24 protein-coding genes are annotated in these 26,481 nt (G+C 64.8%); 14 read left to right on the top strand and 10 right to left on the bottom strand.

Annotated features, from left to right (window positions below):
* Positions 1-180 precede the first annotated feature (180 nt).
* Positions 181-1,194, top strand: coding sequence for an alcohol dehydrogenase catalytic domain-containing protein (locus CG716_RS06930; protein WP_094477759.1), 1,014 nt, complete (start codon positions 181-183; stop codon positions 1,192-1,194).
* On the opposite strand, the gene CG716_RS06925 is transcribed toward CG716_RS06930, so the two are convergent.
* The 3 genes from CG716_RS06925 to CG716_RS06915 are packed head-to-tail and all read right to left on the bottom strand — an operon-like array spanning position 1,195 to position 3,920.
* The gene (locus tag CG716_RS06925; RefSeq protein ID WP_094477757.1) at positions 1,195-1,590 is read right to left on the bottom strand and encodes an Rv0313 family protein; all 396 of its coding nucleotides are present in this window, start codon (positions 1,588-1,590) and stop codon (positions 1,195-1,197) included.
* A gap of 17 nt (positions 1,591-1,607) precedes the next feature.
* Positions 1,608-2,669, bottom strand: a complete 1,062-nt coding sequence (locus tag CG716_RS06920; protein ID WP_094477755.1) for an NAD(P)H-dependent amine dehydrogenase family protein — start codon at positions 2,667-2,669, stop codon at positions 1,608-1,610.
* Between the two features lie 3 nt (positions 2,670-2,672).
* Positions 2,673-3,920, bottom strand: a complete 1,248-nt coding sequence (locus tag CG716_RS06915) for a hypothetical protein (protein ID WP_207760596.1) — start codon at positions 3,918-3,920, stop codon at positions 2,673-2,675.
* Positions 3,921-3,949: 29 nt separating this feature from the next.
* On the opposite strand from CG716_RS06915, the gene CG716_RS06910 reads away from it, so the two are divergent.
* Positions 3,950-4,543 (top strand): TetR/AcrR family transcriptional regulator, encoded by a 594-nt coding sequence (locus tag CG716_RS06910; RefSeq protein WP_094477753.1) that lies wholly within the window; start codon positions 3,950-3,952, stop codon positions 4,541-4,543.
* A gap of 448 nt (positions 4,544-4,991) precedes the next feature.
* Here CG716_RS06910 and wrbA read toward each other — a convergent pair whose 3' ends face one another.
* Together wrbA and CG716_RS06895 are read right to left on the bottom strand one after the other, a co-directional pair.
* On the bottom strand, positions 4,992-5,606 hold the full coding sequence (gene wrbA, locus CG716_RS06900; RefSeq protein ID WP_094477749.1) for an NAD(P)H:quinone oxidoreductase: 615 nt from the start codon (positions 5,604-5,606) through the stop codon (positions 4,992-4,994).
* Complete coding sequence (locus CG716_RS06895; protein ID WP_094477747.1) at positions 5,603-6,445, bottom strand: DUF3159 domain-containing protein; 843 nt, start codon at positions 6,443-6,445, stop codon at positions 5,603-5,605. Before CG716_RS06895 ends, wrbA begins: the two co-directional genes overlap by 4 nt.
* Before the next feature lie 69 nt (positions 6,446-6,514).
* On the opposite strand from CG716_RS06895, the gene CG716_RS06890 reads away from it, so the two are divergent.
* Positions 6,515-7,012, top strand: a complete 498-nt coding sequence (locus CG716_RS06890) for a nuclear transport factor 2 family protein (RefSeq protein WP_410431171.1) — start codon at positions 6,515-6,517, stop codon at positions 7,010-7,012.
* 77 nt (positions 7,013-7,089) lie between these two features.
* On the opposite strand, the gene CG716_RS06885 is transcribed toward CG716_RS06890, so the two are convergent.
* Complete coding sequence (locus tag CG716_RS06885) at positions 7,090-7,752, bottom strand: L,D-transpeptidase family protein (RefSeq protein WP_094477743.1); 663 nt, start codon at positions 7,750-7,752, stop codon at positions 7,090-7,092.
* Positions 7,753-8,043: 291 nt separating this feature from the next.
* Between CG716_RS06885 and CG716_RS29840 the strand changes: the two genes are divergently transcribed.
* From CG716_RS29840 to CG716_RS06875, 3 genes are all read left to right on the top strand, one after another.
* A complete protein-coding gene (locus tag CG716_RS29840) occupies positions 8,044-8,502 on the top strand; it encodes a hypothetical protein (RefSeq protein ID WP_133066882.1) in 459 nt (152 codons plus the stop codon).
* A 1,253-nt stretch (positions 8,503-9,755) separates the two neighbouring features.
* Entirely contained in the window at positions 9,756-10,826 is a 1,071-nt protein-coding gene (locus CG716_RS06880; RefSeq protein WP_133066881.1) for a DUF5631 domain-containing protein, read from the top strand.
* Positions 10,823-11,788 carry a hypothetical protein gene (locus CG716_RS06875; RefSeq protein ID WP_094477739.1) on the top strand — a complete coding sequence of 322 codons (966 nt, stop codon included), beginning with the start codon at positions 10,823-10,825 and terminating at the stop codon, positions 11,786-11,788. Before CG716_RS06880 ends, CG716_RS06875 begins: the two co-directional genes overlap by 4 nt.
* Position 11,789: 1 nt before the next feature.
* On the opposite strand, the gene CG716_RS06870 is transcribed toward CG716_RS06875, so the two are convergent.
* Positions 11,790-13,703 carry an alkaline phosphatase family protein gene (locus tag CG716_RS06870; protein WP_234817733.1) on the bottom strand — a complete coding sequence of 638 codons (1,914 nt, stop codon included), beginning with the start codon at positions 13,701-13,703 and terminating at the stop codon, positions 11,790-11,792.
* Positions 13,704-13,821: 118 nt separating this feature from the next.
* Here CG716_RS06870 and CG716_RS06865 point away from each other — a divergent pair, with 118 nt between their 5' ends.
* Positions 13,822-15,312 (top strand): bifunctional phosphatase PAP2/diacylglycerol kinase family protein, encoded by a 1,491-nt coding sequence (locus tag CG716_RS06865; protein ID WP_094477737.1) that lies wholly within the window; start codon positions 13,822-13,824, stop codon positions 15,310-15,312.
* On the opposite strand, the gene CG716_RS06860 is transcribed toward CG716_RS06865, so the two are convergent.
* Positions 15,266-15,934: a phosphatase PAP2 family protein gene (locus tag CG716_RS06860; protein ID WP_094477735.1), complete on the bottom strand. Its 669-nt coding sequence runs from the start codon at positions 15,932-15,934 to the stop codon at positions 15,266-15,268. The genes CG716_RS06865 and CG716_RS06860 overlap by 47 nt on opposite strands.
* Positions 15,935-15,974: 40 nt before the next feature.
* On the opposite strand from CG716_RS06860, the gene CG716_RS06855 reads away from it, so the two are divergent.
* From CG716_RS06855 to cysC, 5 genes are all read left to right on the top strand, one after another.
* Positions 15,975-16,457, top strand: a complete 483-nt coding sequence (locus CG716_RS06855; RefSeq protein WP_094477733.1) for a mitochondrial porin family protein — start codon at positions 15,975-15,977, stop codon at positions 16,455-16,457.
* A gap of 50 nt (positions 16,458-16,507) precedes the next feature.
* Complete coding sequence (locus CG716_RS06850; protein ID WP_094477731.1) at positions 16,508-17,968, top strand: sulfatase family protein; 1,461 nt, start codon at positions 16,508-16,510, stop codon at positions 17,966-17,968.
* A 67-nt stretch (positions 17,969-18,035) separates the two neighbouring features.
* A complete protein-coding gene (stf0, locus tag CG716_RS06845; protein ID WP_094477729.1) occupies positions 18,036-18,839 on the top strand; it encodes a trehalose 2-sulfotransferase in 804 nt (267 codons plus the stop codon).
* A complete protein-coding gene (gene cysD / locus CG716_RS06840; protein WP_094477727.1) occupies positions 18,836-19,762 on the top strand; it encodes a sulfate adenylyltransferase subunit CysD in 927 nt (308 codons plus the stop codon). Before stf0 ends, cysD begins: the two co-directional genes overlap by 4 nt.
* Positions 19,762-21,639: a sulfate adenylyltransferase subunit CysN gene (gene cysC, locus CG716_RS06835; RefSeq protein WP_094477725.1), complete on the top strand. Its 1,878-nt coding sequence runs from the start codon at positions 19,762-19,764 to the stop codon at positions 21,637-21,639. The genes cysD and cysC overlap by 1 nt, the downstream gene beginning before the upstream one ends.
* Here the strand turns inward: cysC and CG716_RS06830 are convergent.
* On the bottom strand, positions 21,624-22,391 hold the full coding sequence (locus tag CG716_RS06830; RefSeq protein WP_094477723.1) for a trans-aconitate 2-methyltransferase: 768 nt from the start codon (positions 22,389-22,391) through the stop codon (positions 21,624-21,626). The two genes, cysC and CG716_RS06830, sit on opposite strands and share 16 nt — an antisense overlap.
* 98 nt (positions 22,392-22,489) lie before the next feature.
* Here CG716_RS06830 and CG716_RS06825 point away from each other — a divergent pair, with 98 nt between their 5' ends.
* Together CG716_RS06825 and CG716_RS06820 are read left to right on the top strand one after the other, a co-directional pair.
* Positions 22,490-24,322, top strand: coding sequence for an ArnT family glycosyltransferase (locus CG716_RS06825; RefSeq protein ID WP_234817731.1), 1,833 nt, complete (start codon positions 22,490-22,492; stop codon positions 24,320-24,322).
* Positions 24,323-24,377: 55 nt separating this feature from the next.
* Positions 24,378-25,565: an alpha/beta hydrolase gene (locus CG716_RS06820; protein ID WP_094477721.1), complete on the top strand. Its 1,188-nt coding sequence runs from the start codon at positions 24,378-24,380 to the stop codon at positions 25,563-25,565.
* Here CG716_RS06820 and CG716_RS06815 read toward each other — a convergent pair.
* Positions 25,562-26,461, bottom strand: coding sequence for a class I SAM-dependent methyltransferase (locus CG716_RS06815; RefSeq protein ID WP_094477908.1), 900 nt, complete (start codon positions 26,459-26,461; stop codon positions 25,562-25,564). The genes CG716_RS06820 and CG716_RS06815 overlap by 4 nt on opposite strands.
* Positions 26,462-26,481: the final 20 nt, after the last annotated feature.

The raw sequence follows: 26,481 nt of genomic DNA, 5'->3' as shown, positions 1-26,481 counted from the left end.
GGCATCTCTGTGTAGATGCCGTCGGTCTGAATGTGCGACCGGTCCAGCGTTGCGGTCAAACGCCCTTGTCTCCCGAATTAGGGGCCGCACGACCGGACTTGGCGGGAGAATGGGGTCAAAGACCCTTATGCTGAGTTAATCCCAGCATACCCAGCGCCACAACTGAACCGAGAGGAAGAGATGCCCACACATCGCGCAGTACACGTGAAATCAGCCGGGGCGCCGCTGGAGCTGGCGGAGGTGGAGACCACGTCGCCGCCTCCCGGCCATGTGCGCATCGCGGTCAACGCCTGCGGGATATGCGGCACCGACCACGGCTTCGTCGCCGGCGCCTTCGCCAACATGACCTGGCCCGTCACTCTTGGGCACGAAATCGCCGGAACCGTAGCCGAACTCGGCGACGGTGTCGACGAATTCGCGATCGGTGATCGGGTGGCGGTGGGCTGGTTCGGCGGCAACTGCAACAAGTGCCTGCCCTGTCGCAAGGGACAGTTCATGCAGTGTGTGAACCTCGAGGTGCCCAGTTGGCACTACCCGGGGGGCTACGCCGAGTCGGTGACCGCGCCTCGCACCGCACTGGCCCGGATCCCCGACGGATTGTCGTTCGCCGAAGCCGCACCGCTGAGCTGCGCGGGCGTGACGACCTACAACGCGCTGCGCCATACCCGCGCCCAGCCCGGAGACCGTGTCGCCGTTCTGGGTATCGGTGGACTTGGACACCTGGGCCTGCAGTGGTCTCGGGCCATGGGTTTCGAGACCATCGCGATCGCCCGCGGCGCAAGCAAGGAGAAGGACGCGAAAGACTTGGGTGCCCATCACTACATCGACTCGACCACTAGCGATGTCGCTGAGGCTCTGCAGGCACTCGGTGGAGCTCAGGTGGTGCTGGCCACCGCGGCCAATTCGGCGGCGATGGCCGCCACGGTTGGCGGGTTGGCCCCGCAGGGTGAGCTGGTGGCCATCGGGGCCACGTTCGATCCGCTGCCGGTCAGTCCAGGCGAGCTACTATTCGGCAACTTCAGCATCGTCGGGCATCCCGCGGGCACGTCGGCCGACGTCGAAGACACCATGCATTTCGCGGTGCTCTCGGGGGTCCGAGCCCGCATCGAAGAACGGCCCCTCGCCGAGGCCGCGGAGGCCTACGCGGCAATGGAGCAGGGCCGTGCGCGCTACCGCATGGTCTTGACGACGTAGCTACTCGGCCTCGTCGGGTTCGTCGTCCGCGGCTGCGTCCAGGACGCTGACGTCGATGCCGTATGGCAAGAACCGCACACTGCGGTGGGCGTCGGTGTTGCGTTTGTTGGCGCGCAGCGCGTCCAGTTCGCTTTGGTAGACCTGCTCGACGTGCGCCTTACCGTCGGCGTCGGTGATGTAGATGGCCCACACCCCGTCGCCGGCCTCCCCCGCAGTCTCCGGTTGTGACCGGGGCCGGGAACGGCGGTTGAACTCGTCAAAGAGCACCCCGAATCCGGCACCCCCTCCGGAGCTGTTCAGAAATCGCCCGAAGGCGTCCCGAAGGCCTTCACTGGCCTCCCGCACCACGCGATCGATATCGTCGGGATCGAACCCGAACGGTCCGTTGTTCTCCATAGCTGCCAGTGTGCGCGTTATTCCTGGTCCCGTCGACAAGTTGAACTTCGGTAGAGGCTCAACGGCAGGTCAGCCATGGTGGTGAAACCAGCAGCGGCGCTGCACACCGGAACAACGGCGTTCACAGCCTGCATCGCGGTGGCCACGCTGGCTGACCGGACATGCTCGGCCAGCGGAACGTCACGGCGAAAGCTGGCCAGTGTCATCAAATGGGCCTGCATAGAGGGTGTGCCTTCGATGGTGACAGTCCACCCGTGTTGGGGTGTCGGCCAGTGCGTCGGCTGGGGTTCGCCCACAGTCCAGAGGGTTTCGACCTCGACGACCGCCTCGCCGTTGCGCAAGCCCGACCACCGCCAGTGCTGGCCGGCAACAGTTCCGGCACGCAGGGTACGACCGCACACGTCGCGGTCGGCACTGGCGGGGATCACTTCCAGGTCGGTGGTGACCTCGTCGACCCCGAGCCCCAGCGCATCCCCGAGTAGCCAAACCTGTTCCTGGAAAAGCTGACTGGTGAATCGCAGTCCGTCGGTCTGGGCATCGACCTCGTCGAGTGGGCTGCCGAAGTGCATCTGGTCGAAGGTGATCTCGACGCTGTCGTAGACCGACCAATCGGCGCGCTCCTGCACCCGGACGTGCTCGATGGTCCGCGACATCCCGGTCAGCGCCAGCGGGATGACGACGCCGAGATTTCCGGGGTTCAAGCCGGTTCCGTGCAGCGAACTGCTTCCTTCTATGCAGGCTTGCTGCAGGCGGCCCCGGTCGTGCTGTGCCATCCGGGCAGGGTGGAACGCGAACGCCGTGGTGATGACATTCGCGCCAGACGCCAAGATGGCTGCGACTTCGTCGACCGACGGGTGGCGGGGCGCGTACAGGACGGCATCGACGCCGGCGGTGTCGATATCGATCGCCGCAGTGACCCCGATCGGCTCACGCCCGGCTAGCACGCCGGCGTCGATACCGGCCTTCTGCTCGGAATAGACCTTGGCCCCAACCAATTCCAGGTTCGGATGGTCGACGATGCCGCGAATGGCTTCGACCCCCACCGCCCCGGTGCCCCACTGCACGACGCGGCGGGCCATCGGCTACACCACCGTCAGCGGAAGGGAACGTCGCTCCTCGAATACGAAGGTGACGCCCTGGCTGAATTTGGTGACCTCCACCTCGGGAGAGTCCTTGGCAGCGGTGTCGGTCTTCTCGAACTCGGCGGTCCAGTCGTCGCCGGTTCCAGAGATCCGCACCGCGATATGCGGGTCGACCGCGGTGGCGATGGCCTGCAGCGGTGCGGGTGAAGCCGGGGAGCACAGCGACACCCAGGAGCCGTCGTCGTGTGACGGCGAGGGGTGGACATGCAGACGGCCGCCTTCGATCTCGGCGACGACATACCCGGCGGGATTGAACAGCGGGTGCAGTTCGAGAACCTTGGCCAAACCGTCAAAGTCGTTGGACAGCTTGAGGGCTCGCTTGATCCGTTCGGTCGCCACGCCGGCGATGCCGGTGAGCTGCTTAGTGCAGATGTCGGTGGCCAGCTGGGTGTTGTCACCGGCGCGGGCCCGGACCGCAATACCGAACGACAGGTTCAGCAGGTGCATCTGCAGCACCACCTCGTCGGCGATGCGTACCAGAGCGGAGTGCGAGAACGCCCCGAAATCGACGTCGGACAGCAGGGCGCCCGAGTAGTCGGCCTGGCCCTCATCGTCCGGATCGATCGGCCCGAGCTCCCAATTGGCGGCCTGTGTTTGCGCCACGACGGCGAGGGCCGGGATGCCCGTCACCTCGGGGTAGGACTCGTCGATGATGACAGTCCAAGCGCAGTGCGGCGTGCGGTCCGCGGGAGTGCGCGGCGGGCGGTGGATCGGGCGCACCTGAGCCCTGGCGTTGGTCGCGACGGCGGTGGCGTCGAAGGTGGGGTCCTCGATGTCGTGGCACATGCCCTTGACGTACTCCGGCCCCATCGGCTCGACGTCGAGCAGGGCACCGCAGTGGTCGAGGTGGAACTCGCCGTGCCAGCGGTCGTGGACGGTGTAGCGGAAGTCCATGAACTGCGGCGGGGCGCCGATGTCGAGCTGCAGGCCTTTGAAGATGGTGATGATGTCGGTGCCCTCGTACTTCAGGGCCTTCTGCATGCGCCTGGTGTAGAGCGGGCTGGCACCGGCCCATTCCTCGATGGCGATCTGGAGCATTTCGGGCCGGCCAAAGGACTGGATGCACCAGGCCATGCCGGAGCGATCGATCATTTGCCCGATCAGCAGTAATTCGGGTACGAGGACGGCAAGTTCCGCCCGGGACAACTGGGCGTATCGACTGAGGGGCTGGCTCACAATGCGAAACATAGTCGGGTCAATGTTATAAAGTCAACGATGTGAAGGCGCTCGGCACTCCTCCCACCCGCCAGACCCAGTCGCCGCGCAAACGGGGCGATGACACCAGGGCGATGATCATCGACGAGACGGTCCGCTGCGTGGTCGAGGAGGGGTTTCTGGCCGCGACCGCCAAGCATGTCGCCGAGCGCGCCGGCGTCACCTGGGGAGTGATTCAGTATCACTTCGGGGACCGCAACGGTCTGCTGATGGCGGTGGTCGACGAAGGCGTCGCCGGGCTACTCAAGAGTCTCGGCGAGGCCGACGTCGCCGATCTCGCGTTGCGGGAGCGGATCGAAGTTGTCGTCGATACCGCATTCCGCTGTTACAGCAGCCCAACGTCGTTGGCTGCGTTCGAAATTCTGCGCGCCACCCGCGGCACCCTCGGCGACAGCGCGAAACGCCACCTGCTGGAGATGAACACGGCGATCAACCAGCTTGGCCGGCTCATCTCGGATGATCCCGTTGTGGCGGAAGTCATTTGGTCGTCGCTGCGCGGAATGGTGCTGGTCGAGATGATCGTCGACTCGCACTTCGAGTGGCAGCGTGAGCGTCAGCTATTGGTCGACATGGTCACCCGCTATTTGCAGGACTGAGGCTCGCCACTCGAGCGCGCTCAGCGAAACCGATCACACCTCACATCGGCCGTGCTGGCCGTCACACGACTCTTGGGTATCGAGCTGGGAAAACGGGCGCTGTAGCCAAACTCACACGGCCAAAGTTGATTTACGCGAAATTAACAACAACGATCGAGTGGTTCCCCAAGCTGGCGATCCCAGAATGCGGAACGTCGATAGCGAACACACCCCTGAAGAACCGGGGGTTATCTAGGAGTTGAGAACACAATGTCGATTGCGCAGTTTCGCAACGATATGAAGCGGGCCATGACCCGCCGTCGTCTGTACGCACGCATCAACGCGCTGCCCCCGTCAACGGTTCGCGAGGAACTCGTGGCCATCGCGCAGCGATACGAAGACGCCGGTCGCTAACCAGCGGCCGTTGAGTTGACGACGCGTTGCGTCAGCTCGCTAATAACCTGCGCGGCTAAGCGTTTCCAGCGGACGCCTGCAGTCGCGAGGCGATGGTGACCACTCGCCGTGCCAGATGATCAAGGGCAGCCGCAGTAGCCTCGTCGATTTCATTCTTGTTCTCTGGGCCGGTGATATGGCTGACTCCGTAGGGGTTGCCGTCACTGAACTTGATCGGATCGGTGTAGCCGGGCGGCACAAGAATGCCACCGAAGTGCATCAATGTGATGTACAGGGCGAGAAGGGTCGTCTCTTGACCGCCGTGGGCAGTCTGCGAAGACGTGAACGCGGCGTAGACCTTGTCGGCGAGCTTGCCCTGAGCCCACAAGCCGCCCAGTGAGTCGATGAATGTGCGGAATTGCGATGCGGGAGAGCCAAATCGGGTGGGAGTGCCGAAGATGACTGCGTCGGCCCAGACGATATCGTCGCCGGAGGCAGCGGGCTCGTCCTTCGTCGCTTCGTAGTTAGCCGTCCAGGCGGGGTTCTGGGCGAAGGACGCGGGGTCGCGGGTCTCGGTGATGTGCCGAAGGCGCACTTCGGCTCCCGCCGATTCTGCCGCTGCGACGACCTTGTCGGCCATCGCTTTGCCGTGACCGGTGGCCGAATAGTAGATGACCGACAGCTTTGTCATGTCGTTTCCTCTTTCTCCTCGGGGAACAGTTTTCGCGTGGCCGCGCCGGCCACGACACCGATAGCGATCAGCGCGATACCCACGCCCGCCGAGAACGAATCGCTGACCCAGCCGGCGACACCGATACCGATACCGAAACCCGGCAGCCAATCCAACAGATGGCCGAAAGATGCTGCGGATTGGACGGTTTCGCCGCGTGCGGCCAGGAATCTTGCCCGCGCATAGCCCGGGTAGAAGTCGGTGATGGCGACGGCAGCCAGGGTGACGGCGAGCTGCACGATCCAGCCCGTCCAGAAGTTATCGCCGTCGTGCAAGACGGCGTCGCCGAACGAGCCGACGAGCGTGTTGATTACAAACGCACCGGCCCACACCGCAGTCAGGATGTAGTTGACGCGGACGAACAGCGGGCTGTTCCAGTGCTCGGGGTCAACGGTGTCGCGGGCGTAGGCGATCGTGAAAGGCTTCCGGATCACGAGGGTGGCCAGGGCGTAGGCGGCCAGAGCGCCATTGGTGATCTCGCCGGCCCACAGTTCCAGGGTGCTGATCAGCGCTGAGGAGCCGAAGATGCCCAAGCCGACGAAGACGGCGAACACCACGGCACCGAACACTTCCAGCGAGTGGACCTTGATGCCGCGTCGGCTGCCCGCCCACATCACGATGAGGGTGAGGGTCAGCGACGCGGCCGCAGACTGCCCGAAGCGGCCCGGTCCCGACATGATGGCCATCAGGACCCAGGGGGCGATACCGGACAACGGCGAGCGTAGGAAGCCGTCGATGAAGTTGGTCTGTTGGACGGTGGCATCGCGCTCACCGGCCCCAGGTTGCTCCGGCTCAGACATCGGCGCTCCTGATTGTTGGATCCCTCAGCCTTGGAACATTGTCACCGGGACAAGTCTCCCCGTCGAGACATTCGGTGTGCTGCAATGACCGACATGGCTGATGCGGAAGCAATCGAAGCAATCAAACAGGTGAAGTACCGCTACATGCGGGCGCTGGACACCAAGCATTGGGACGACTTCGCCGACACCCTGACCGAGGACATCATCGGTGATTACGGCTCGTCGCTGGGCGAGGAGCATCACTTCACCAACCGCAAGGATCTGGTGGATTTCATGGAGAGGTCGATGCCGGCCGGCGTGCTCACCGAGCATCGCGTCACGCATCCTGAGATCTCCGTCGATGGCGACGAGGCCGAGGCCATCTGGTACTTGCAGGACCGGGTGATCGTGCCCGAGTACAACTTCATGTTGATGGGGGCGGGGTTCTACCGCGACCGCTACCGCAAGACGCCCGACGGCTGGAAGATCAGCAAGACCGGATACGACCGCACTTACGAGATCACGCAGTCGACGGAGAACCTGAACTTCAAGGCGACCGCAGGCAAGGCCGTCGCCACCACTCCGTAGTTAGCCTGCCGCCGAGCGTGTGGCTTGTCGGTGACGATCCTCCCGCGGAGTCAACGACAACCCCCACGCTCGGTGCGTTACTTCGCGACGGCGATCAAGGCGCCGGGCTGAAGCCACTGCATGATCTTGACCAAGGTGGCGTCGTCCAGAGAGACGCAGCCCGCAGTCGGACCGCCGTCGGTGGTGTGCACGAAGAAGGCGCCACCATTTCCCGGGACTCGCGCCTTGTTGACGCCCATGACGATCGCGTGGGCGTACTGCGGAATGTAGAGGTTCTCGGTGCCGCTGGCCGGGTTGGTGTCGAACGGGCAATCGGCTTTTTTACAGACCTGCATGGTGTTGTAGGTCGGGCTCTTCATATCGCCGTCCCACCAATAGTCCGGGGTCACCTGGACGTATTGAAGGCCGCCGCCGGGGTTGGGTTTGGTGCCGAAAGCGAAGTCGAGGGTGAAGATGCCCATCGGCGTTTTCGATTCGCCGTCGTGGGATTGCTGCGCCATGCCGGCGGCGCCGACGTGAGTGGGGACGCCAACGAGGACAGGTTGCCAGCCGTCGGCACCGCGCTGCCAGACGTCCATCTTGGCCGTGGCGCCGCCGGTGCTGACGACGGAGAGCACCTGGGCGGCGTTGCCGACGTTGGCTTGGAACCAGGGAGTTTCGGCGTGGCTGGGTGGGGCTGAAGACAGCGCCAGTAGTGCCGCGCTGAAGGCAGCACAGATCGAAACGGCGGTTCGGCGCATCGATTCATGCTCCCCGTATGGCTCTGGGCAGGTCAAGTCAAGGTTGGGCCACGGTTGTGTCTGGGCCAGCTAACGATGTGTGGACAGTTGGAGAGACGTGACGTCAGTCCCGGATGCACGTGAACTGCGTGTACACGCTGGTCGGAGTGGGTATTGCAGCTGTTGGTGAATAGCGCTCCGGCAAACGCAGGGGATACCATTTTCGACATGTCACAAGCGCCGTACGGACCCGGCCCCGCAGGACCAGCTCCGTGGCAGGAACCGCCGCCTTCGGGTGGCAGCCCGTCGCGTGTGCCGACGATCATCGCGATCGTCATCGCGGTAATCGCGATTGGGGTCGCGATCGGCGCGTGGTTCCGTCCGATCCCCAACCCTGAGGCTCCCGCGGCCAAGACGTACAGCGATCAACAAGTGGCGGACGCACAAAAAGCAGTATGCGACGCCTACAGTCTAGTTCACAACGCAATTATTGTTACGAATAATAAGAGCGGTGGTTCAGATCCGACTGCCATTCTGGCTGTGGCTGCCAACGCTCGCCTTTCCGCCCATGCGGGTGGTCAATATCTGGCCGACATACTCAGTCAATATCCAGCAACACAAAGCGACCTTGCGCAAGGTATCCGCGACTTGGCGACAAATCTTGAGAAACTCACACTTGAATACCTTGGAGAAACACCCAACGCCGATCAAGACCCCTTACTGCGGAGTGCCGACGACGCAACCTCACAAATAAAGCAGCATTGCAAATGACCGATTTACCACCGGGCCAGTGGTCTGAATTGCTTGTGGGCCATCAATGGCCGGGAGTCGACTCGCTCACAACCCTTACCTCTGCACAAGAGAATCGCGGCTTAGTTGGCAGCGAGTTTGAAAGGTATGCCGACATCCTGCAGGCGATACGAACTGGCCCGCTTGGCCAACAAGAGGGGATAACGGCCGATGACGCACGCGTAAGCTTCCAGACTGGAGAGACCCAAGCAAGGGCAATCTCCGAAAGGAATGGAGTCAATCAGCAATCGTACGACGCAGCACATCGCTCGACACAGTACCTCCGCACCCAGCTGAGCGAAATCGCCCAAGACGGAAATTCGGCTATCGAAGCGATTCAGAAGTCGAAAGATCCTTTAGGGATCAAGCTAGGAAAGATTGTCGACGTCGTTATGGACTCGCAGTCACAAGCGAATAGCAGCGCAGCTAGCAGCTGTGACAACGTATTCGGTGCTGCCCAACGCGTGCTTGACAAGTCAGACGGCGGAGTTTCAGCTCGAGAGTTTGCACGCGCAAATGGAGTTGACCTCGACGGGGCATTCTCGTCGCCGAGCCGGGACCAGGTTCAAAAACAAGTCTCACAGCTCCTCAACAAATCGAATTCGACTGGCACATCAGATCCCGGCGCGGTTGGGTTCTCCGGTGCCGGTACACAGTCAGGACTGACCGGCGCGGGAAAGTCGGGGAGTTCAAACGTGACGCCCCCAAATGGTGCCGCGTCGCACTTTTCGAGTCAGTCTGGACTTTCCGGCGGCCGAGCGGCTCCTTCAGGAGCGACAAGTGCGGCCGCCCCGGGTACTACAACCGGCTTACAGACCGGCGCGACGAATTCGGGTCCTGCGCCTGCATTGAATACACGATTGGAATCGGGTTCATCCACCCCAGGCGGAGGGCTGGGCCTCACCGACAGCAGCCGAACCCCTGGGGTCACCCCTAATCCCCAGTACACAGCACCGACAGGAGTTGCGGATGTGACTTCTACACCCGGAGTGCAGGCTCCCGCTCCGGCGGCGCCAGCTCCAGGTCTAACGTCGCCAGGCCTGTCGGCAGCCCAATCTGCCCTCGCTTCCGCCCCCGCAAACCCACTCTCCCCCGAGGGCTTTGCCCAGAACTTCAACGCCGGCACGCAGACAGGCAATCCGATGTCGGCTGGTACCGAAGGGCTTTCGAACAGCGTCGCGCAATCGGTGCAGCCGCAGGCTCCGATCCACCCCGATAGCATGGCGCCGCCGCCAATGGCGACCACACCGTCGGCCGGCACACCACTCTTCGAAAATGCCCACGCCGCAAGCACCTTCGATGCGGCACAGGCCCCAGTTGCTCCCGCTCCAGACACCACTCAGACATACATGGCCGCCCCCGCGGCCCAAGCGCCCGTCATGCCGTCGACCGCCGCCCCTGCGGCTCCGGCTGGCCCGCTTCCCGCCTACGGTGCTGACCTCCGCCCGCCTGCAGCCACTGCGCCCGCGTCACCGCCACCCATGCCCTCGGCAACGTCCCCGGCATCCGCGCCCGTCCACCCGTCCAGCGGCGGTCAGCTCGGCCAGCCCGCAGTCGTCCGCCAAACGCCCGCCGCAACGCCCGTCGCCCAGGCACCCAGCGGCATCACCGAAAGTGCGGTCGCCGCAACCGGTGCAGGCGCCGTAGCCGGTGCCAGCGCCGCACAAACCCAAGCCCAGCAGCGCCTACAACGCCTGCTCGACGCCATCGCTCGTCAGGAACCCCAGCTGCGCTGGGCAATCGGTGACCGTGACGACGGCACCACCGTCCTGGCCACCGACCTCGCCAGCGGCTGGGTCCCGCCGCACATCGACATCCCCACCGGCATCACGCTGCTCGCGCCCGGCCGTCGCGACAAAACCCTCGACGCCTTACTCGGCGAGACCGCGCTGACTGCGGCGTACGCCCCCGGCCAATACCTTCCGCCCGCCGAGGCCGCCGAACCCCCGCAGACGTCCATCCGTGCCCGCGACACCGACGAGGTCCAGGACCTCGGTTGGGAACTCTCCCAGGCGACCAAGTGGCGTGACGGCCTACCCCGCCTGGCTCACACCCTGGCCAAAGCCGCGTCGACCGGCACCGGTTTTCTGGACTCCGAAGTCGAACTGCTGCGCGAACATCTCGCGACCGTCGCCCGGCAGGTCCTGACTGACTACCCCGATCACATCGACGTAGCTAAGGTCGGCAACTGGCAGCTGCTGGCGACCATCGACGCACTCATCAACAACGAAAAAACAACCGCCAACTACCACTTCGCATGGTTTCAGGCGTTGAATCTGGCACTGAAGGGAGAGGTGCACCGATGAGCGGTGGACAGCTCAACGCAGACGCAAGCCAGTACCTCGCCGCCAACGGCATGAATCTCGCGCCGCCGCCCATCAGTTCCGATCCGCTGGTCGCGGGCATGACCCCGATCGAGCAGCTGTTGCGGGTTCTCGGGCTGGCCGCCAATCTCGGTGATCCTAAAGACAACAGCGAGAGCGTCGAAGAGCACGCCAAACGTGACTCCAAGACCGCCGAAGCCGCAGCGAAGTTCCCTGCCCAGGACGAGCAGGCCAGCGGTGAGATGAAAGGCGTTGCCGGGCAAGGCCAAGCAGACCAGATGGCCCAACAGCTGCCCCAGATGGCCTCCCAACTCGCCGGTGCGTTGGCTGGTGCCATGGGTGGCGCGCTGCAACCCCTTGCCCAGATCCCCCAGCAAGTCGCGCAGGGCGCACAGCAGGCCATGCAAGCCGGCATGGGCATGATGCAGCAGGCGGGCGGCGCATCAGCTCAGCTCGACAAGGCAAGCCTCAGCGATCCGCTGGGTGAATTCGGCGAAACCCCAGGCGAATCCGGTGCCGGCGGTGGCGGGTCCGCCGTTGGCGGGGGCGGCGGAATCGGCGGCACCTCACCGACCGCGATGCTTGGCCCGCCTCCTGTCCCGTCGGCCGCTACGTCGCCGTCGTCAGCCAACACCGCCATGCCGCCGCCGCGGATGGCCACGCCGACTTCTGCTCCCGCCGGCGGCATGGGTGGCATGCCGATGATTCCCCCGGGTGCGATGCACGGCGGCGCCGGCGGCTCGGAAAAAGACGCCAAGCCCGACACCAAACGGGTGTCCGTCCCGACCGTGAAGAACGGCGCACCGGTTCAGGGCCGCATCACCACACCACCGCCGGGGCCTCAGGTCACCAAGAAGGTCGACGGCAAGCCAGTGGCCACTAAACGCATCATCCTGCCCAGCAGCAAGCCCGAGGACGAGTCGGCCGGCGACTCAAAGTCCTAAACTAGGTCCAGAATTCGTTCATCGGCTGGGCGTACTCGTCATTGTCGGTCAGTGGGGCGAGCCCCAGCGAATCTTCGATGGTGCGCTGCAAACTGTAGTGGTTGTAATAGTCGGTGGCAGTGAACGCACCCCCGCGCATACCGGCATCAATGGCGGCCTGGTTCGGGATCACGACCATGACGACGTGGTTGCCCTCATTGCCGATTCCGAACGAAATGTTGTTGTAATCCTCGTCGAAAGTCAGGAACACCGCGGTGCTCTGATTTGACGACCACAGGGCCGAATTGAAGATCGTCGTCATCTGCTGCTGGATGAACTGATCGCCGGCGGCCACGTTGTACTGATGAGTTGTCAACTGGCTCAACGCGAAATGGGCGAGTCCACTGACCGAGTCGATCGGGCCTTCCATGTTGGTGGCCTCGTCCCCGGCGAACCACACGAAATTCCCCACCGTGGAGGGATCTTGGAAATCGGTGGCCATCTGGGAGATGTCGCGGATCTGCGAATTGACCAACGTCGGATTGTTGTAGATGTCTTGGAAGGCCAGGAACGGTGTCCTATCGGTCGGCGAACTGTACCCACCGCCGCCGTCCTGATAGGCCACCCACGTCTTACCGTCGTTGACGAGTTCGTCGGCGAGGTTCGGCTCGTTGAAACAGTCTGCCGCGCAGTTGTAGTGGATCCCAAAGTCGGAACCACCGAGTATCGGGTAATAGTTCGGGTCACTCGGGTGCGTCAGGGCGTAGTAGCTCTGCGCGTAACCGTAGGAGTTGATGAGGGAGTTGATGTACGGCGCGTTGGGACTACCGACGATGTCGCCCACGCCGTGGTTCTCCATGTAGACCATGATCACGTGGTCCAGGGGCCCGACATTCGAGGCCGGCGGCGTCGGATCCGGCGGGGCTGGCACGGCATCCCCGACCGTGAACGAGAGGTTGTCGGCGTAGGCGTTGTTGTAGCTGCTCAGGATCGGGTTGTAGTCCTTGAAGGTCACGATGACCTGGGCACTGCGCGTTCCCACCGGGATCACACCGGTGGTCTGGCGCTCCTGGAAGCCGGTCTGGAACAGGCGATTTAGCGCGGTGACAGGACCGATCTGGGCGCTGCTGATGTAGGCGTTGTTGGCGTCCAGGAAGTTGACCTTGACGGTCGTCCTCGACGGGTCGAGCAGGTAGCCACCCAGATAACCGCTCAGGTCGAAGGTGACGCCGCCAGGGGTGGTGTCGATCTCATTCTGGATATCGCTGAGGTCGACGACCTGGCTGAGCGTCGACGTTGCGACGTTGCCGCCACCAAAAAACTGATTTCCGCCGTCGGGCACCGCGGTGCGCGGGAAGCCCAGGAACGCCGGCAACGTCGGGCCTGATGTCCCGAACAGCCCGGGCAGATTACGCAAGGTGCCGTACTTGATCACCGTCGGCGTACCCGTGACCGACCAGCCGGGGATGGTCACCGAGCTGTACCCGGACAACGACGGATCACCGTACTCGGCGCCCGGATTGACCAACAGGTTGTCGCTCATCACCACGCTGGTGGTGACGGGCGCGACGTCCGCGGCCTTGGGCGTGAAAGCCTGATTGAGCCCTCGGCGGACCTCGTCGGCCATCGCCACGAACATGGCCTGTGACGGCGGGGCGGGTGCTTGCGGACCGTGCTTCACCAGCTGCCCCAACTCGTCGGCCAGACCAGTGGCGACGCGGGTCAAAGTGCCGGACACCTCATCGGGCGTGGCCACCCGCGCGGCGCTGGCACTGTGTACCTGGCCCGGGCGTGCATGCGCGGTCCCTGAGGTCGCGCTCGAGTTCGACGACGGCGCCGCGTTGGCGATCGCCGGGTTCATCGTCGCCACGGCCACTCCGACCCCGAGGGTCGCCGCTAATAACCCGATGCGACCGACATACCGTGAGCACCCCATGGCGGCTCCTTCACTCGCGCGGACGTTCTTGTGATTTCACACCCGGATGCGCGGACAGGTCGCGGAATTGACAACGCCGTAGAAAAATTCGGTGAGACCTCACCGCTACGTTGGGTTGATGACATCGCGAAGCTTGCTCGAAGGTCAGGGCATCCGTCAGATCACGGGCGGGCTGGGCACGCTGGACCGTGAACTGTTCGAGGCCGTCGCCGAGTCGCCGACCGCGCTGCTCGACAAGGCAATGCCCGTCCTGACCCGCGCCGCCGACCACTCCAAGCTGTGGTTCGCCATCGCAGCGGCCCTGGTCGCGACGGGATCACCGTCGGCACGCCGCGGCGCGGGCCGTGGAGTGGTCTCGCTGGCCGTCACCAGCCTGGTCACCAACCAGGTGGCCAAGCGCGTGTGGAAGCGCCCGCGGCCCAACACCAGTCGGGTGCCCCTGGTCCGACGCGCCCGCAGGATGCCGACGTCGAACTCGCTTCCCTCCGGCCATTCGGCCAGCGCAGCCGCCTTCGCTGTCGGCGTCGGCCTGGAGAACCCGCCACTGGGGCTCGGCCTGGCCCTGCTGGCCGGCCTGGTGGGTCTGTCCCGAGTGGCCACCGGCGCGCACTATCCCGGCGACGTGTTCGCCGGCTTCGGTATCGGGGCCGCGATCGCGGTGCTGGGCGGGCGCCTGGTACCGCCGATCGTGCCGGCCAAGTTGCCGACCACCGAGCCGCTGCTCGTGGACACGCCCCAACGTCCCGACGGCGACGGCGTCGTCCTCGTCATCAACCCGGCCTCGGGCAGCGGCACCGGAACCCGCGTCATCGAGGAGGTCCGCGAGAAGCTCCCCAAGGCCGAGATCGTCGAACTCGGCGGTGATGACGACCCGGAGACCGTACTGCGGGAGGCCGCCCAGCGCGCCGAGGTGCTCGGGGTGGGTGGCGGCGACGGCACCGTGTCGTGTGCAGCCGGGGTGGCCATCGCTGCTGGAGTGCCGTTGGCGGTCTTCCCCGCCGGCACTTTCAACCACTTCGCCAAAGACATCGGCTGCGACACCGTCGAGCGCACCGTCTCGGCCATCCGCGCCGGCGACGTGTCCTGTGTGGACGTGGTTCGCCTCAACGAAGACCACCTGGTTATCAACACCGCCAGCATCGCCGCCTACCCCCAGTTCGTGCGGACCCGCGAAAAGCTCGAACACAAGATCGGCAAACCGCTGGCAGGCTTGTACGCGATGTTGCACACGCTGCGCAAGGGGACGCCGGTGCGCATCCGGTTCGACAACAAGACCATCCAGACCTCGTTGTTCTTCCTGGGCAATTCCCTTTATCTCCCATCGGGTTTCGCGCCGTCTAGGCGCACCCGCATGGACGACGGGCTCATCGACATCCGCATCCTGGAGGCCGGTCGGCGGCTGAGCACCTTGCGTATCGTCAGCGCACTGGCACTCGGCCGGCTGGAACGCAGCCCGCTCTACCACGAGATGCAGGTGCCGGAGTTCTCCTTCGAGGCTGTCGACGGTCCGACACCGCTGGCCCACGACGGCGAAGTCGAGCACGCCTTTGAGCGCGCGAGTTTCACTGCGCGCTATCGGGCGCTGCCGGTCTTCCGGCCGCGGTCCTAAGGCCGCGTGGCGGGACCACGCGCAGGCACAGCAGGTAAAACAAGTAGCCGAGCGCCCACCCGGCCACCACGTCCGATGGGTGATGGACGTTGAGCACCACCCGCGCCACACCGACCACCACGACCAGCACACCGCCCAGACCGGCAAGTACCGTGCGGATTCGGGTTGTGAGGCTGGGCCACAACACCGTGAGCAGGGCCAAGACACCGACCATCGCCCCCAGGGCATGCCCGGACGGAAACGACGTCGATGCCGCGGATACCAGTGCCGTCGCTGGACGCGGCCGGCCCGTGACGGATTTGGCTCCCTCAGCCAGAAATCCCATCAAGCCGATGCTGATCATCAAGAACAGCGCCGACGCCACATTGCGACGAACGAGCGCCACGATGAGCAGCACCAGGCCGACCACTCGAAAACCGCTCGGCCCGAACAGGACGCAAAACACCACCCAGAACGACACCCATCCGGGGTGGGCGGTGCCGAAATCGTGGAATGGACGCAACAGGTGCATGTCGACGGCACACAGCCACGCCCAGTTCTGGGCATAGCCGACCCACATCGCCGCATACACGAGCGCGGCAACTACGGCTGTGGTGATCAGCCAGGATTTTCTCGCTACCATCCCTACTTCAGTACCAGCACGGTCTGGCACGATCGTCGGCATGGCCATATTCCTGCGCCGTTTGTTCGGGATCGGCAAGCTTCCGCGTGACATGCGCGAGCAATTCGACAGCGAGGGCATCATCTACCTGGCCGAATACGTTGCGGTGAGCCGCCGTTTCAGCGGCAAGGTGCCCGGTCTGCGTGCCAGCGGCAGTTTCGCGAGTTACGTGGGTTCGCTGGTGTTTACTTCGCAGCGCGCGGTTGCGACTTTGTCGAGCGTGCCCAAGGTCGCCGGGCGCACGATGGACGTCCGGTGGAGTGATCCGCAACAGGGTTCTGTGACGGCTGAAATATCCGGCAGGGGAGTGAGTTTGGAAGTCGATGTCGCCGCCGTCGATTCCCAGTTCAGCGGCCAGCTCTCACTGACCTACAAAGCCGACATTCCTGAAGATGTGCTGAGCCGGCTGCCCATAAGGCACCTCGAGTTCGACGTACCCCCTGAATACGTCTACCGCGCAGTGGAAGTGCCCCACAACCCGTGATCGATGCCGTTGTTGCGCTAAATTCCGCGTGTGGATAACCCTTGTAAGGGATGTCGGGTGTAGGCAGGGTCACTCGGAGGGGCAAGCTAGACCCCACGAACCGAACGGAGGCAATCTGCGTGAGCCAGCCCCAGCGCGACAACCTGTTGATCGTCCACTGGCATGACCTGGGCCGTAGCCTGGGTGTCTACGGATATCCAGGGGTGTCGAGCCCACGCTTGGACCAGCTGGCCGCCGAGGGCATCCTGTTCACCCGCGCCCACGCCACCGCGCCGCTGTGCTCACCATCGCGCGGCTCGCTGTTCACCGGCCGCTACCCGCACAGTAACGGCTTGATCGGCCTGGCTCACCACGGGTTCGAGTACCGCACCGGGGTCCGCACCCTGCCGCATATCTTGCACGACAATGGTTGGTACTCAGCACTTTTCGGCATGCAGCATGAAACGTCATTCCCAGTTCGGCTGGGGTACGACGAGTTCGACGTCTCCAATTCGTTCTGCGAATATGTCGTTGAGCAGGCTCAGAAGTGGCTCACCGAAAGCGCCCCGATCGAAGAGGGCACGCCGTTTTTGCTCACCGCCGGTTTCTTCGAGACTCACCGCCCCTATCCCCGCGACCGTTACGAACCCGCCGACAACGCAGACGTCGACGTGCCTGACTTCCTGCCGGACACCCCCGAGGTTCGCGGCGACCTCGCCGAGTTCTACGGGTCGATCGCAGTTGCCGATGCCGCGGTCGGCCGGCTTCTGGACACCCTGGCCGACACCGGGCTCGACGCCGACACCTGGGTGGTGTTCCTGACCGACCACGGCCCGGCCTTCCCCCGCGCGAAGTCCACCCTGTACGACGCCGGCACCGGCATCGCGACCATCATCCGCCCACCACGCCGGCTGCAGACCACACCGCTTGTCTACGAGGAGTTGTTCAGCGGCGTTGATCTCATGCCGACACTGCTGGAGCTGGTCGGCATCACCCCCGGCCAAGACATCGAGGGCCTCTCTCATGCGGTCAATCTGCTTACCCGGCAGGACAATCCCGACGAGGTCCGCGATCACGTCTACACCGAGAAGACCTACCACGACTCCTACGATCCGATCAGGGCGATCCGAACCAAGAAGTACAGCTACATCGAGAACTACGCGCGACGGCCCCTGCTCGATTTGCCGCTGGACATCGAGGAGAGCCCATCAGGACAGGCGGTCGAGCCGTTCATCCACGGGCCGCGCCCGGCGCGCGAGCTGTACAACCTTGAAACCGATCCCCACGAGTCGACCAACCTGCTGGGCGCTGAAACGACAGAGGAAGCCGAGATCATCGCCGACGATCTCGCGGTGCGGCTCAATGAGTGGCGGCAGAAGACGGGTGACGTCATCCCCTCCGAGTTCGCCGGAACGCGAATCGCGGCGCGCTACACCGAGACCTATTACGAGATCAACGGTCATACACTGACGAGCAGGTCCGCCATCGCCGCTGAGCGCGGACTCGACGACGAAGTTGGCTCCCAGCAATAGTTTTCGTCAGCGAGAGTTTAAAATCTGACGTCGGCGTCAGTGTCGCAGTGCGATTAGGCTTCAGCGCATGCCCGCTCATCCGACCGCCTACCTCGTGCTTGCCTCCCAGCGCAGCGGCAGCACGCTGTTGGTCGAATCACTGCGAGCCACTGGTGTGGCCGGTGAACCCCAGGAGTTCTTCCAGTACCTGCCCACCACCAGCATGTCGCCGCAGCCACGGGAGTGGTTCGCCGACACCGACGACCCGTCGATTCTGCAACTGCTCGACCCGCTGATCGAGGGCAAGCCCGATCTTGCTCCCGCCGAGATCTGGCGCGACTACATCCAGACCGTCGGCCGAACGCCCAACGGCATCTGGGGCGGCAAACTGATGTGGAACCAGACCCCCCTGCTGCTCAGCCGCGCCAAGGATCTGCCTGAGCGGTCGGGGTCGGGCCTGCTGTCGGCTATCCGCGACGTCGTCGGCAGCGACCCGGTGCTGATCCACGTCTATCGCCCCGACGTGGTGTCGCAGGCCGTGTCGTTCTGGCGCGCGGTCCAGACCAGGGTCTGGCGTGGTCGCCCCGACCCCGTGCGTGACGCCAGGGCCGAGTATCACGCCGGGGCGATCGCCCACGTGGTGCGGATGCTGCGCGCGCAGGAGGAGGGCTGGCGCACGTGGTTCAGCGAAGAGGACGTCCATCCGCTCGACGTTCCCTACCCGGTGTTGTGGCGGAATTTGACTGACGTTGTCGCACAGGTCCTCGAAGCCCTCGGCGAAGACCCCCGGTTGGCACCCGCGCCCGTCCTGGAACGCCAGGCCGACCAGCGCTCCGACGACTGGGTCGACCGCTACCGTGCCGACGCGGAACGGGAAGGCCTGCCGACATGACCACCGACACAAGCACAGTGGACACCACCCACGTCGACGAATTGCGCCTACTGGAGGCCGAATCCGTCCATATCATCCGGGAGGTCGTGGCCGAACTGCAGCGCCCGGTGCTGCTCTTCTCGGCCGGCAAGGATTCGATCGTCCTACTCCGTCTGGCGGAGAAGGCATTTCGGCCCTCTCCCCTGCCGTTCCCGGTGCTGCATGTCGACACCGGACACAACTTTGACGAGGTCATCGAATTCCGCGACCGCCGAGTCACCGGTGAGGGGCACAAGCTGATCGTTGCGTCGGTGCAGGAGTCGATCGACACCGGCCGGGTCGCCGACCCGGGTGAAGGCGCGTCGCGGAACCGCCAGCAGACCCGCACACTGCTCGATGCCCTTGAGGCGGGCGATTTCGACGCAGCGTTCGGCGGTGCGCGACGGGACGAGGAACGAGCCAGGGCCAAAGAGCGGATCCTGAGCTTCCGCGACGAGTTCGGCCAGTGGGATCCGCGCGCCCAGCGACCCGAGCCCTGGTCGCTCTACAACGGCCGCATCAAGAAGGGCGAACAGGTGCGGGTGTTCCCGCTGAGCAATTGGACCGAGTTGGACATCTGGCGTTATATCGAACTGGAGGACCTCGAACTCCCGTCGATCTACTTCGCCCACGAGCGTGAGGTTTTCGAGCGTGACGGGATCCTGCTCGCGGTGTCCGAATACACCCAACCTCAGGGCGACGAAAGCTCTGCGCTCGAGTGGGTGCGATACCGAACGGTCGGCGATCTGACCATCACCGGGGCTGTCCGTTCCAGGGCGACCGGTATCGACGGCGTCATCGCCGAAATCTCGGCCGCGACAGTGTCCGAACGCGGTGAGACCCGCGCCGACGACCGCACGTCGGCCGCTGCCATGGAAGACCGTAAACGCGAAGGCTATTTCTGATGACGACGGTGACACGTCAGCTGCTGAGGATCACCACCGCAGGCTCGGTGGACGACGGCAAGAGCACCCTGATCGGCAGGCTGCTGCACGACACCGACAGCCTGCCGCTCGATCACCTGGAGGCGGTCACCGACGAGGAAGGCGTAGCCGACCTGGCCGCGCTGTCCGATGGTCTGCGTGCCGAGCGCGAGCAGGGCATCACGATCGACGTGGCCTACCGGTTCTTTTCAACGGAAACCCGCAGCTACATCCTGGCGGACACACCGGGCCACGAGCGCTACACCCGCAACATGTTCACCGGCGCCTCCAACGCGCACGCCGCGATCCTGCTCGTGGACGCGCGCGCCGGTGTGCTCCGGCAGACCCGCCGGCACGCCCGCATCGCCAAACTCGTCGGCATCAAGCACTTCGTGGCCACGGTCAACAAGATCGACCTCGTCGGATTCGATCAGGCTCGGTTCACCGAGGTCGAAGATCAGCTGCGGCAGCTGTCCGCGCGCCTCGGCGGCCTAAATCTGACGGTCATCCCGATAGCAGCCAAGCATGGCGACAATGTGGTGCACCGCTCCGACAAGACGCCGTGGTACGAGGGTCCGACGTTGCTGGAGTACCTCGAGCAGGTGGAGCTGGCCGCCCCGCAGGCCGAAGCGAACCGGCTTCGGCTGCCGATCCAGTGGGTGTCGCGGCCGACCGCCGAGCAGCGCCGGCGGTACACCGGGCGGCTGACGGCCGGCACCCTGACGGTCGGCGATCCGGTTATCTCCCTGCCGGCAGGGACCAGCTCGGTGGTGACCGCCGTCGACGTCCTCGACGACGCGCGCACGACTGCGGTTGCGCCGCTGTCGGTTTCGGTGGAGCTTGCCGATGATATCGATGTGGGTCGTGGTGACGTCCTGGTCAGCGGCCTCGATGAGGCATATCTGCCGAGACTGGCCCGGGAACTGGATGCCACCGTGTGCTGGTTCACCGACACCCCGTTGCGTGCCGGTGACCGGGTGGCACTCAAGCAAGGAACCAGAACTGTGCGGGCCACCGTGCAGGCATTGCACTCACGGCTCGACCCGGAGACCCTTGACGAGCTCGACGGCCCCGTCGAGCTGGCGATCAACGACATCGGTTCGATCACCCTGCGCACCAGTTCGGTTGTGGTGGCCGATCCTTACATCGAAGACCGCGACAACGGCGCGTTCATCCTGATCGACGAACACTCCAACGACACCGTCGGTGCGGGCACGATCCTCGAAGCTCGCGAGGTCAAGCCCGGCGAGCAGACCCGTAATGACATCAAATGGCATCCGTCATCGCTGGACCGCGAATATCGCTGGACGGCAACGCAACAACGCGGTGCGACGATCTGGTTCACCGGCCTTCCCGCCTCGGGTAAGTCCACTCTCGCGGTCGCCGTCGAGCGGGCTCTGGTGGAGTCCGGGCAGGTCGCGTATCTGCTCGACGGAGACAACATCCGCCACGGCCTGTCCGACGATCTGGGTTTCTCGGCCGGTGACCGCGCTGAGAACATCCGCCGGGTCGGCCATCTCACCCGGTTGTTCGCCGATTCCGGTGTGGTCGCGCTGGCGTCGTTGGTGTCACCGCTGAAGTCGGACCGCGACATCGCACGCGCCCTCAACGATGCGGCGAAGCTGCCCTTCATCGAGGTGTGGGTGGCGACGCCGTTGAGCGAGTGCGAGAAGCGAGACCCCAAGGGCCTGTACAAGCGAGCTCGCGCCGGTGAGCTCAAGGGCCTGACGGGCATCGACGGGCCCTACGAGGCACCCGAGGGCGCCGATCTGGTGGTCGACACCACCGACGCCGACATCGACGGACTCGTCAAGCAAGTCCTCGCCCTGCTCGACGAGAAGCGTCAGCCACCCACCTGAGCGACGACGAAGATCCGGCGGAACGGGAAATAGGTGCGCCCGTCGGGCCGGACCGGATAAGCCTCGTCCAGCAGCGGGATCAGCTCGGCACGGAACTGCTGCCACTGGTCGTCGGTCAGCTGATCGCGCACCGGGGTGAGCGCTGTACCGCTGATCCAGTTCAACACCGGGTTCTCCCCGCTGAGCTGGTGGATGTATGTGGTCTCCCATGCATCGACGGTGCACCCGGCGCCGGTCAGTAGCTCGGCGTACCGCATCGGCGTCTCCACCACCTTGCCGGTGCGGAAGGCGAAGTCGCCCAATATTTTCGACCACGGCTCCTGATCGGCCAGCCAGCGCAGCGCCACATGGGACGGGGCGTCGAAATTGCCGGGAACCTGAACCGCGATCCAGGCGCCGGGCTCGAGTTGACCAGCCCAGCGCACCATCAGGTCGGCCTGTCCGGGGATCCATTGCAGCGCAGCGTTGCTCAGCACGACGTCAGTCCCTGGCCGCGGCGTCCAGGCCGAGATGTCACCCCACTCGGCATCGATACCGCGCTCACGTGCGGCAGCGACCATCTCCGGCGAGCTGTCCACCGCCTCTAGCTCCGCGTCCGGCCAGCGCCGGGCCAGCTGTTCGGTGAGATTACCCGGCCCGCAGCCCAGGTCAGCCACCCGCCGCGGCGACTCGGCCCCGACCCGCGCCAAGAGATCGAAAAACGGCCGTCCGCGATGGTCGGCGAAGGCGAGGTAGATCTGCGGGTTCCACATGCCGCCACTTCACCACATCCGCCTCGATCATGAAATACACAGCGATCTCTCAGGCGCCCGAACGCGCGCTCGGCAGCGCTGTCATGCACCGTAGTTCGGTGACCGCCACCGCAGATCGCACCGAGATGGTCGGTGCGCCGGGACCAGACGCCCCGGCGCGGACCGCTCGCGTGTGGCCTGCCATCGCCCTGACCTGCCTGTTGATCGCCACCGCTGGGCTCTACCTCTGGAATTTGCCGATCAACGAGTACGGCAATACGTACTACGCGGCCGCGGCCCAATCCGGGGCCAAGAACTGGTCTGCGTGGTTCTTCGGCTCGCTGGACCCCAACAACTTCATCACCGTCGACAAGCCCCCGGCCGCGCTGTGGCTGACCGGTCTGTCGGTACGACTGTTCGGGATGAACAGCTGGGCGGTACTCGTGCCGCAGGCGCTGATGGGTGTCGGCGCCGTCGCGCTCCTCTACGCCGCCGTCCGCCGTACCATCGCCGACCCGACTCGCGGAGCCGTCGCGGGCTTGATCGCCGGCACCGTCCTGGCCCTCACGCCGGCTGCCACGTTGATGTTCCGGTACAACAATCCCGACGCACTGTTGGTGTTGCTTATGGTCGCCGCCGCCTACTTCCTGACGCGTGCGGTCGCGAGCGCGTCGTGGCGGTGGCTCGTGCTCGTCGGTGTCGCATTGGGCGTGGCATTCCTGACCAAGATGCTGGCCGGTCTGATGGTGTTGCCCGCTTTCGGCCTCGCGTATCTGCTTTTCGCACCGACGAATTGGCGTCGTCGCGCGTTGCATCTGTTGGGAGCTGCTGCGGCGCTGGTGATTTCCGGCGGCTGGTGGGTGGCGATCGTCCAGTTGTGGCCCGCCGACTCGCGCCCCTACATCGGTAGTTCGACGAACAACAATGTGCTCAATCTGGCGTTGGGGTACAACGGCGTCGACCGCATCGTCGGTGCCGGGGACACCGCGTCGCACGGGCACCGCGGCTTCTGGAGTACCCATGCCGGGGTGCTGCGCATTCTGACCGCGGAGATGGGTTACGAGGCGTCCTGGCTGATACCTGCCGCCGTGGTCGCGATCGTGGCCGTGGCCTATCTCGCGGTGCGCCGGCAACTGACCCGGATGGAGGCGGCCGGCTTCACCACATGGACCGTGTGGTTCGTCATCTGCACTGTGGTGTTCAGCTACATGACCGGCATGGTCCACCCGTACTACACCATCGCGCTCGCGCCGGCGGTGGGCGCGTTGATCGGGCTGGCGGCCGTATTGAGCAGGTCGGCGGCCGTGGCGATGGCCATAGCCGCTGCCGCGTGGGGCATCTACCTACTGCACCGCGCTGGATTGGCCTCGTCGTCGACACGCTGGCTCATCGGCGCCGGTGCCGCCCTAGGCGTGATCCTGCTGGTGGCCGCGCGGGTGAAGTGGCCGCGCCTCACCCCGGTCGCTGTGGCGGTGTCGCTATTCGCGAGCCTCGCTGGCACCGCGATGTTTTCGCTTGCAACAGCGGCCACCCCGCACAACGGATCGATCCCGAACGCGGCCCACACCGCCGACGTGTGGCCGACCGTGGGGTCTCGCTTCGGGAAGACGATCATGATCGGCGCCAGCTCCGACAACGTCGATCCCCAGTTGGCACAGCTGCTCAGCTCCACTAAAACCACGTGGTCTGCGGCTACCTCGGGGGCACAGGCCGCGGCGTCACTGGAGATCGCATCGGGTACCGCAGTCATGGCGATCGGCGGCTGGAGCGACGACCCGGTACCCACCTTGGATCAGTTCATCAGCGACGTCCACGCCGGCAAGATCGCCTACTACGTCGCGAGCGGGCGGATGCGCAGTCACGACCGTACCGGCACTCAGATCGCCCAGTGGGTAGTACAGCATTACCAACCGGTGAAGGTGGGCGGCGCGACCGTATTTCGGCTGTTGTGAGCCGCCGGTCCGGTTAGCATCCACCGAAGACGCCCCACCGTGAAAGGCCGCGACAATGCCGTCAAACGCCGATATGCCCATGCCGGTACCCGATGTTGCCGGTGCTGACGCCGGCTACGAGGGATTGCCCGACCGCTCCGACCTGACGACGATGCAGAAACTCATCGTGGATACTTCGGCCGTCGCCGACATCGGATTGCGCACGGCGATCGCCTCTCTGGTCGGGGCGTCGATGCTGCCCACTGTCGCGAAGAGCATCGTCCGCCGGTCGGACCTGCACCGCGAGCGCGGCAACCTCGAGTTCTACGCCGAACTCGCCGCCCGCCAGGATCCGGCCCTGTCGTTTCCCGCTCCTACCGTGCTGCCGACGGTCTCGACCCGGCCGGCTAACCCGGTGGCGCAGTACATCGCCCACGGCAACGTTCAGAACATGCGGTTCGACAGCAGCTTCGAGCCGGTCAACCCGAAGATGCGCAAGCAGTGGAAACGGCTGGAGCGCAACAATGTCGTGTGGGCCCAACACTGGCGCCACGGCGATGGTCCCCGGCCGACGCTGTGTGTGATCCACGGCTTCTTGGGGTCGCCGTATCTGTTCAACGGGCTGTTCTTCTCGCTGCCGTGGTTTTACCGGACCGGATACGACGTGCTGCTCTACACCCTGCCCTTCCACGGCCGACGAGCCGAAAAGGGCTCCCCGTTCAGCGGTTACGGCTTCTTCTCCCAGGGCATGGCCGGGTTCGCTGAAACCATGGCGCAGGCCGTGCACGACTTCCGCTCCGTGATGGACTGGCTGCGTGACACCGGCGTGGAACGCATTGCGCTGACTGGAATGTCGTTGGGCGGCTACACATCAGCGCTGGTCGCCTCCGCCGACGACCGGCTCGAAGCGGTGATCCCCAACGTCCCGGTGGTGACGCCCGAGCGGACCTTCGACGAGTGGTGGCCGGCCAACAAGCTGATCGAATTGGGCCGCACGTTCGGCACTATTAGCCGCGAGGACTCGGCTGCGGCGTCGGCGTATCACTGCGCGCTGAACTACGCTCCGCTGGTGCCGCGGGATCGGCGACTCATCATCACCGGTCTCGGCGACCGGCTGGCGCCACCCGAACAATCCGAAGCTCTGTGGGAACACTGGGATCGTTGTGCGCTGCACTGGTTCCCGGGTAACCACATCCTGCATGTGAGTCAGCCGGAGTATCTGCGCCGCATCAACAGGTTCCTGCGGCCGTTCATGTGGGACTAGCCCTTGACGGCACGCACCAGGTTGACGCTGGCCAGCATGTTGGCCGCCTCAGCGTCGGCGGAGTCCGCGGAGCGGCCGACGTCCGCGAGGTAGTCCAGTAGCGTGGTCTCCTCGGCGCTCCACCCGCGCTCGGCGAACCACTGCGCAGCAGGCGCATGCTGCTCGTTGTACACGAGCTGCCACCACTGGCCGCGCTCGTTGTCGGCGGCCTTGGCTTCCTGGACTTTCGCCTGGAACACGTCACGATCCATCGGCCTGCCCTCCTCGACCGCGAGGTGGCTACCCGAGCTCGCAAACGAGTCGATACCGGCGAACAACTGCTCTTGTGCGCTGGCAGGCAGGTAGATCAGCAGCCCTTCGGCAATCCACGCCGAAGGCTCGTCGGAGCGAAACCCGCTGTCCCGTAACGCCTGTGGCCAGTCATCGCGGAGATCGACCGCGATCTCGCGGCGCTCGGCGGTCGCGGAGGCGCTATGTGCCGCCAACGTGTCGCGCTTGAATTCCAGCACCTGCGGCTGATCAAGCTCGTAGACGACCGTGCCGGCCGGCCAGTCCAACCGGTAACCGCGGGAATCCAAACCCGCTGCCAGCAGAACGATCTGGCGCACACCCGCCTGTGCGGCGCGGCGAAAGTACGTGTCGAAGTAGCGGGTCCGCGCGGCCTGGAACGTGACGAAGTGCCGGCCGAAGCCCTCGGACTTCAATGGGTGATCGGGCGCCTCACCGTCGACCACCGCGGCCCACGGACCACCCGCCGCACGGCAGAAGATCTCCGCGAACTTGTCGACGGCCAGTGGATCGAGCTTCTGCGCTTCCAGTGCCCGGGCGGCCGCGACGAACAATGCCGTCGAGCCGACACTGGTGGTGATGTCCCAGGTGTCGTTGTCAGTTCGCACCACCGCGAGGGTACCCGCCG

Source organism: Mycolicibacterium sphagni (assembly GCF_002250655.1).
In the GTDB taxonomy this organism is placed as follows: Bacteria; Actinomycetota; Actinomycetes; order Mycobacteriales; family Mycobacteriaceae; genus Mycobacterium; species Mycobacterium sphagni.
Note: the sequence above shows the minus strand (reverse complement) of the source record. Positions and strands in the feature narration are given on the sequence as shown.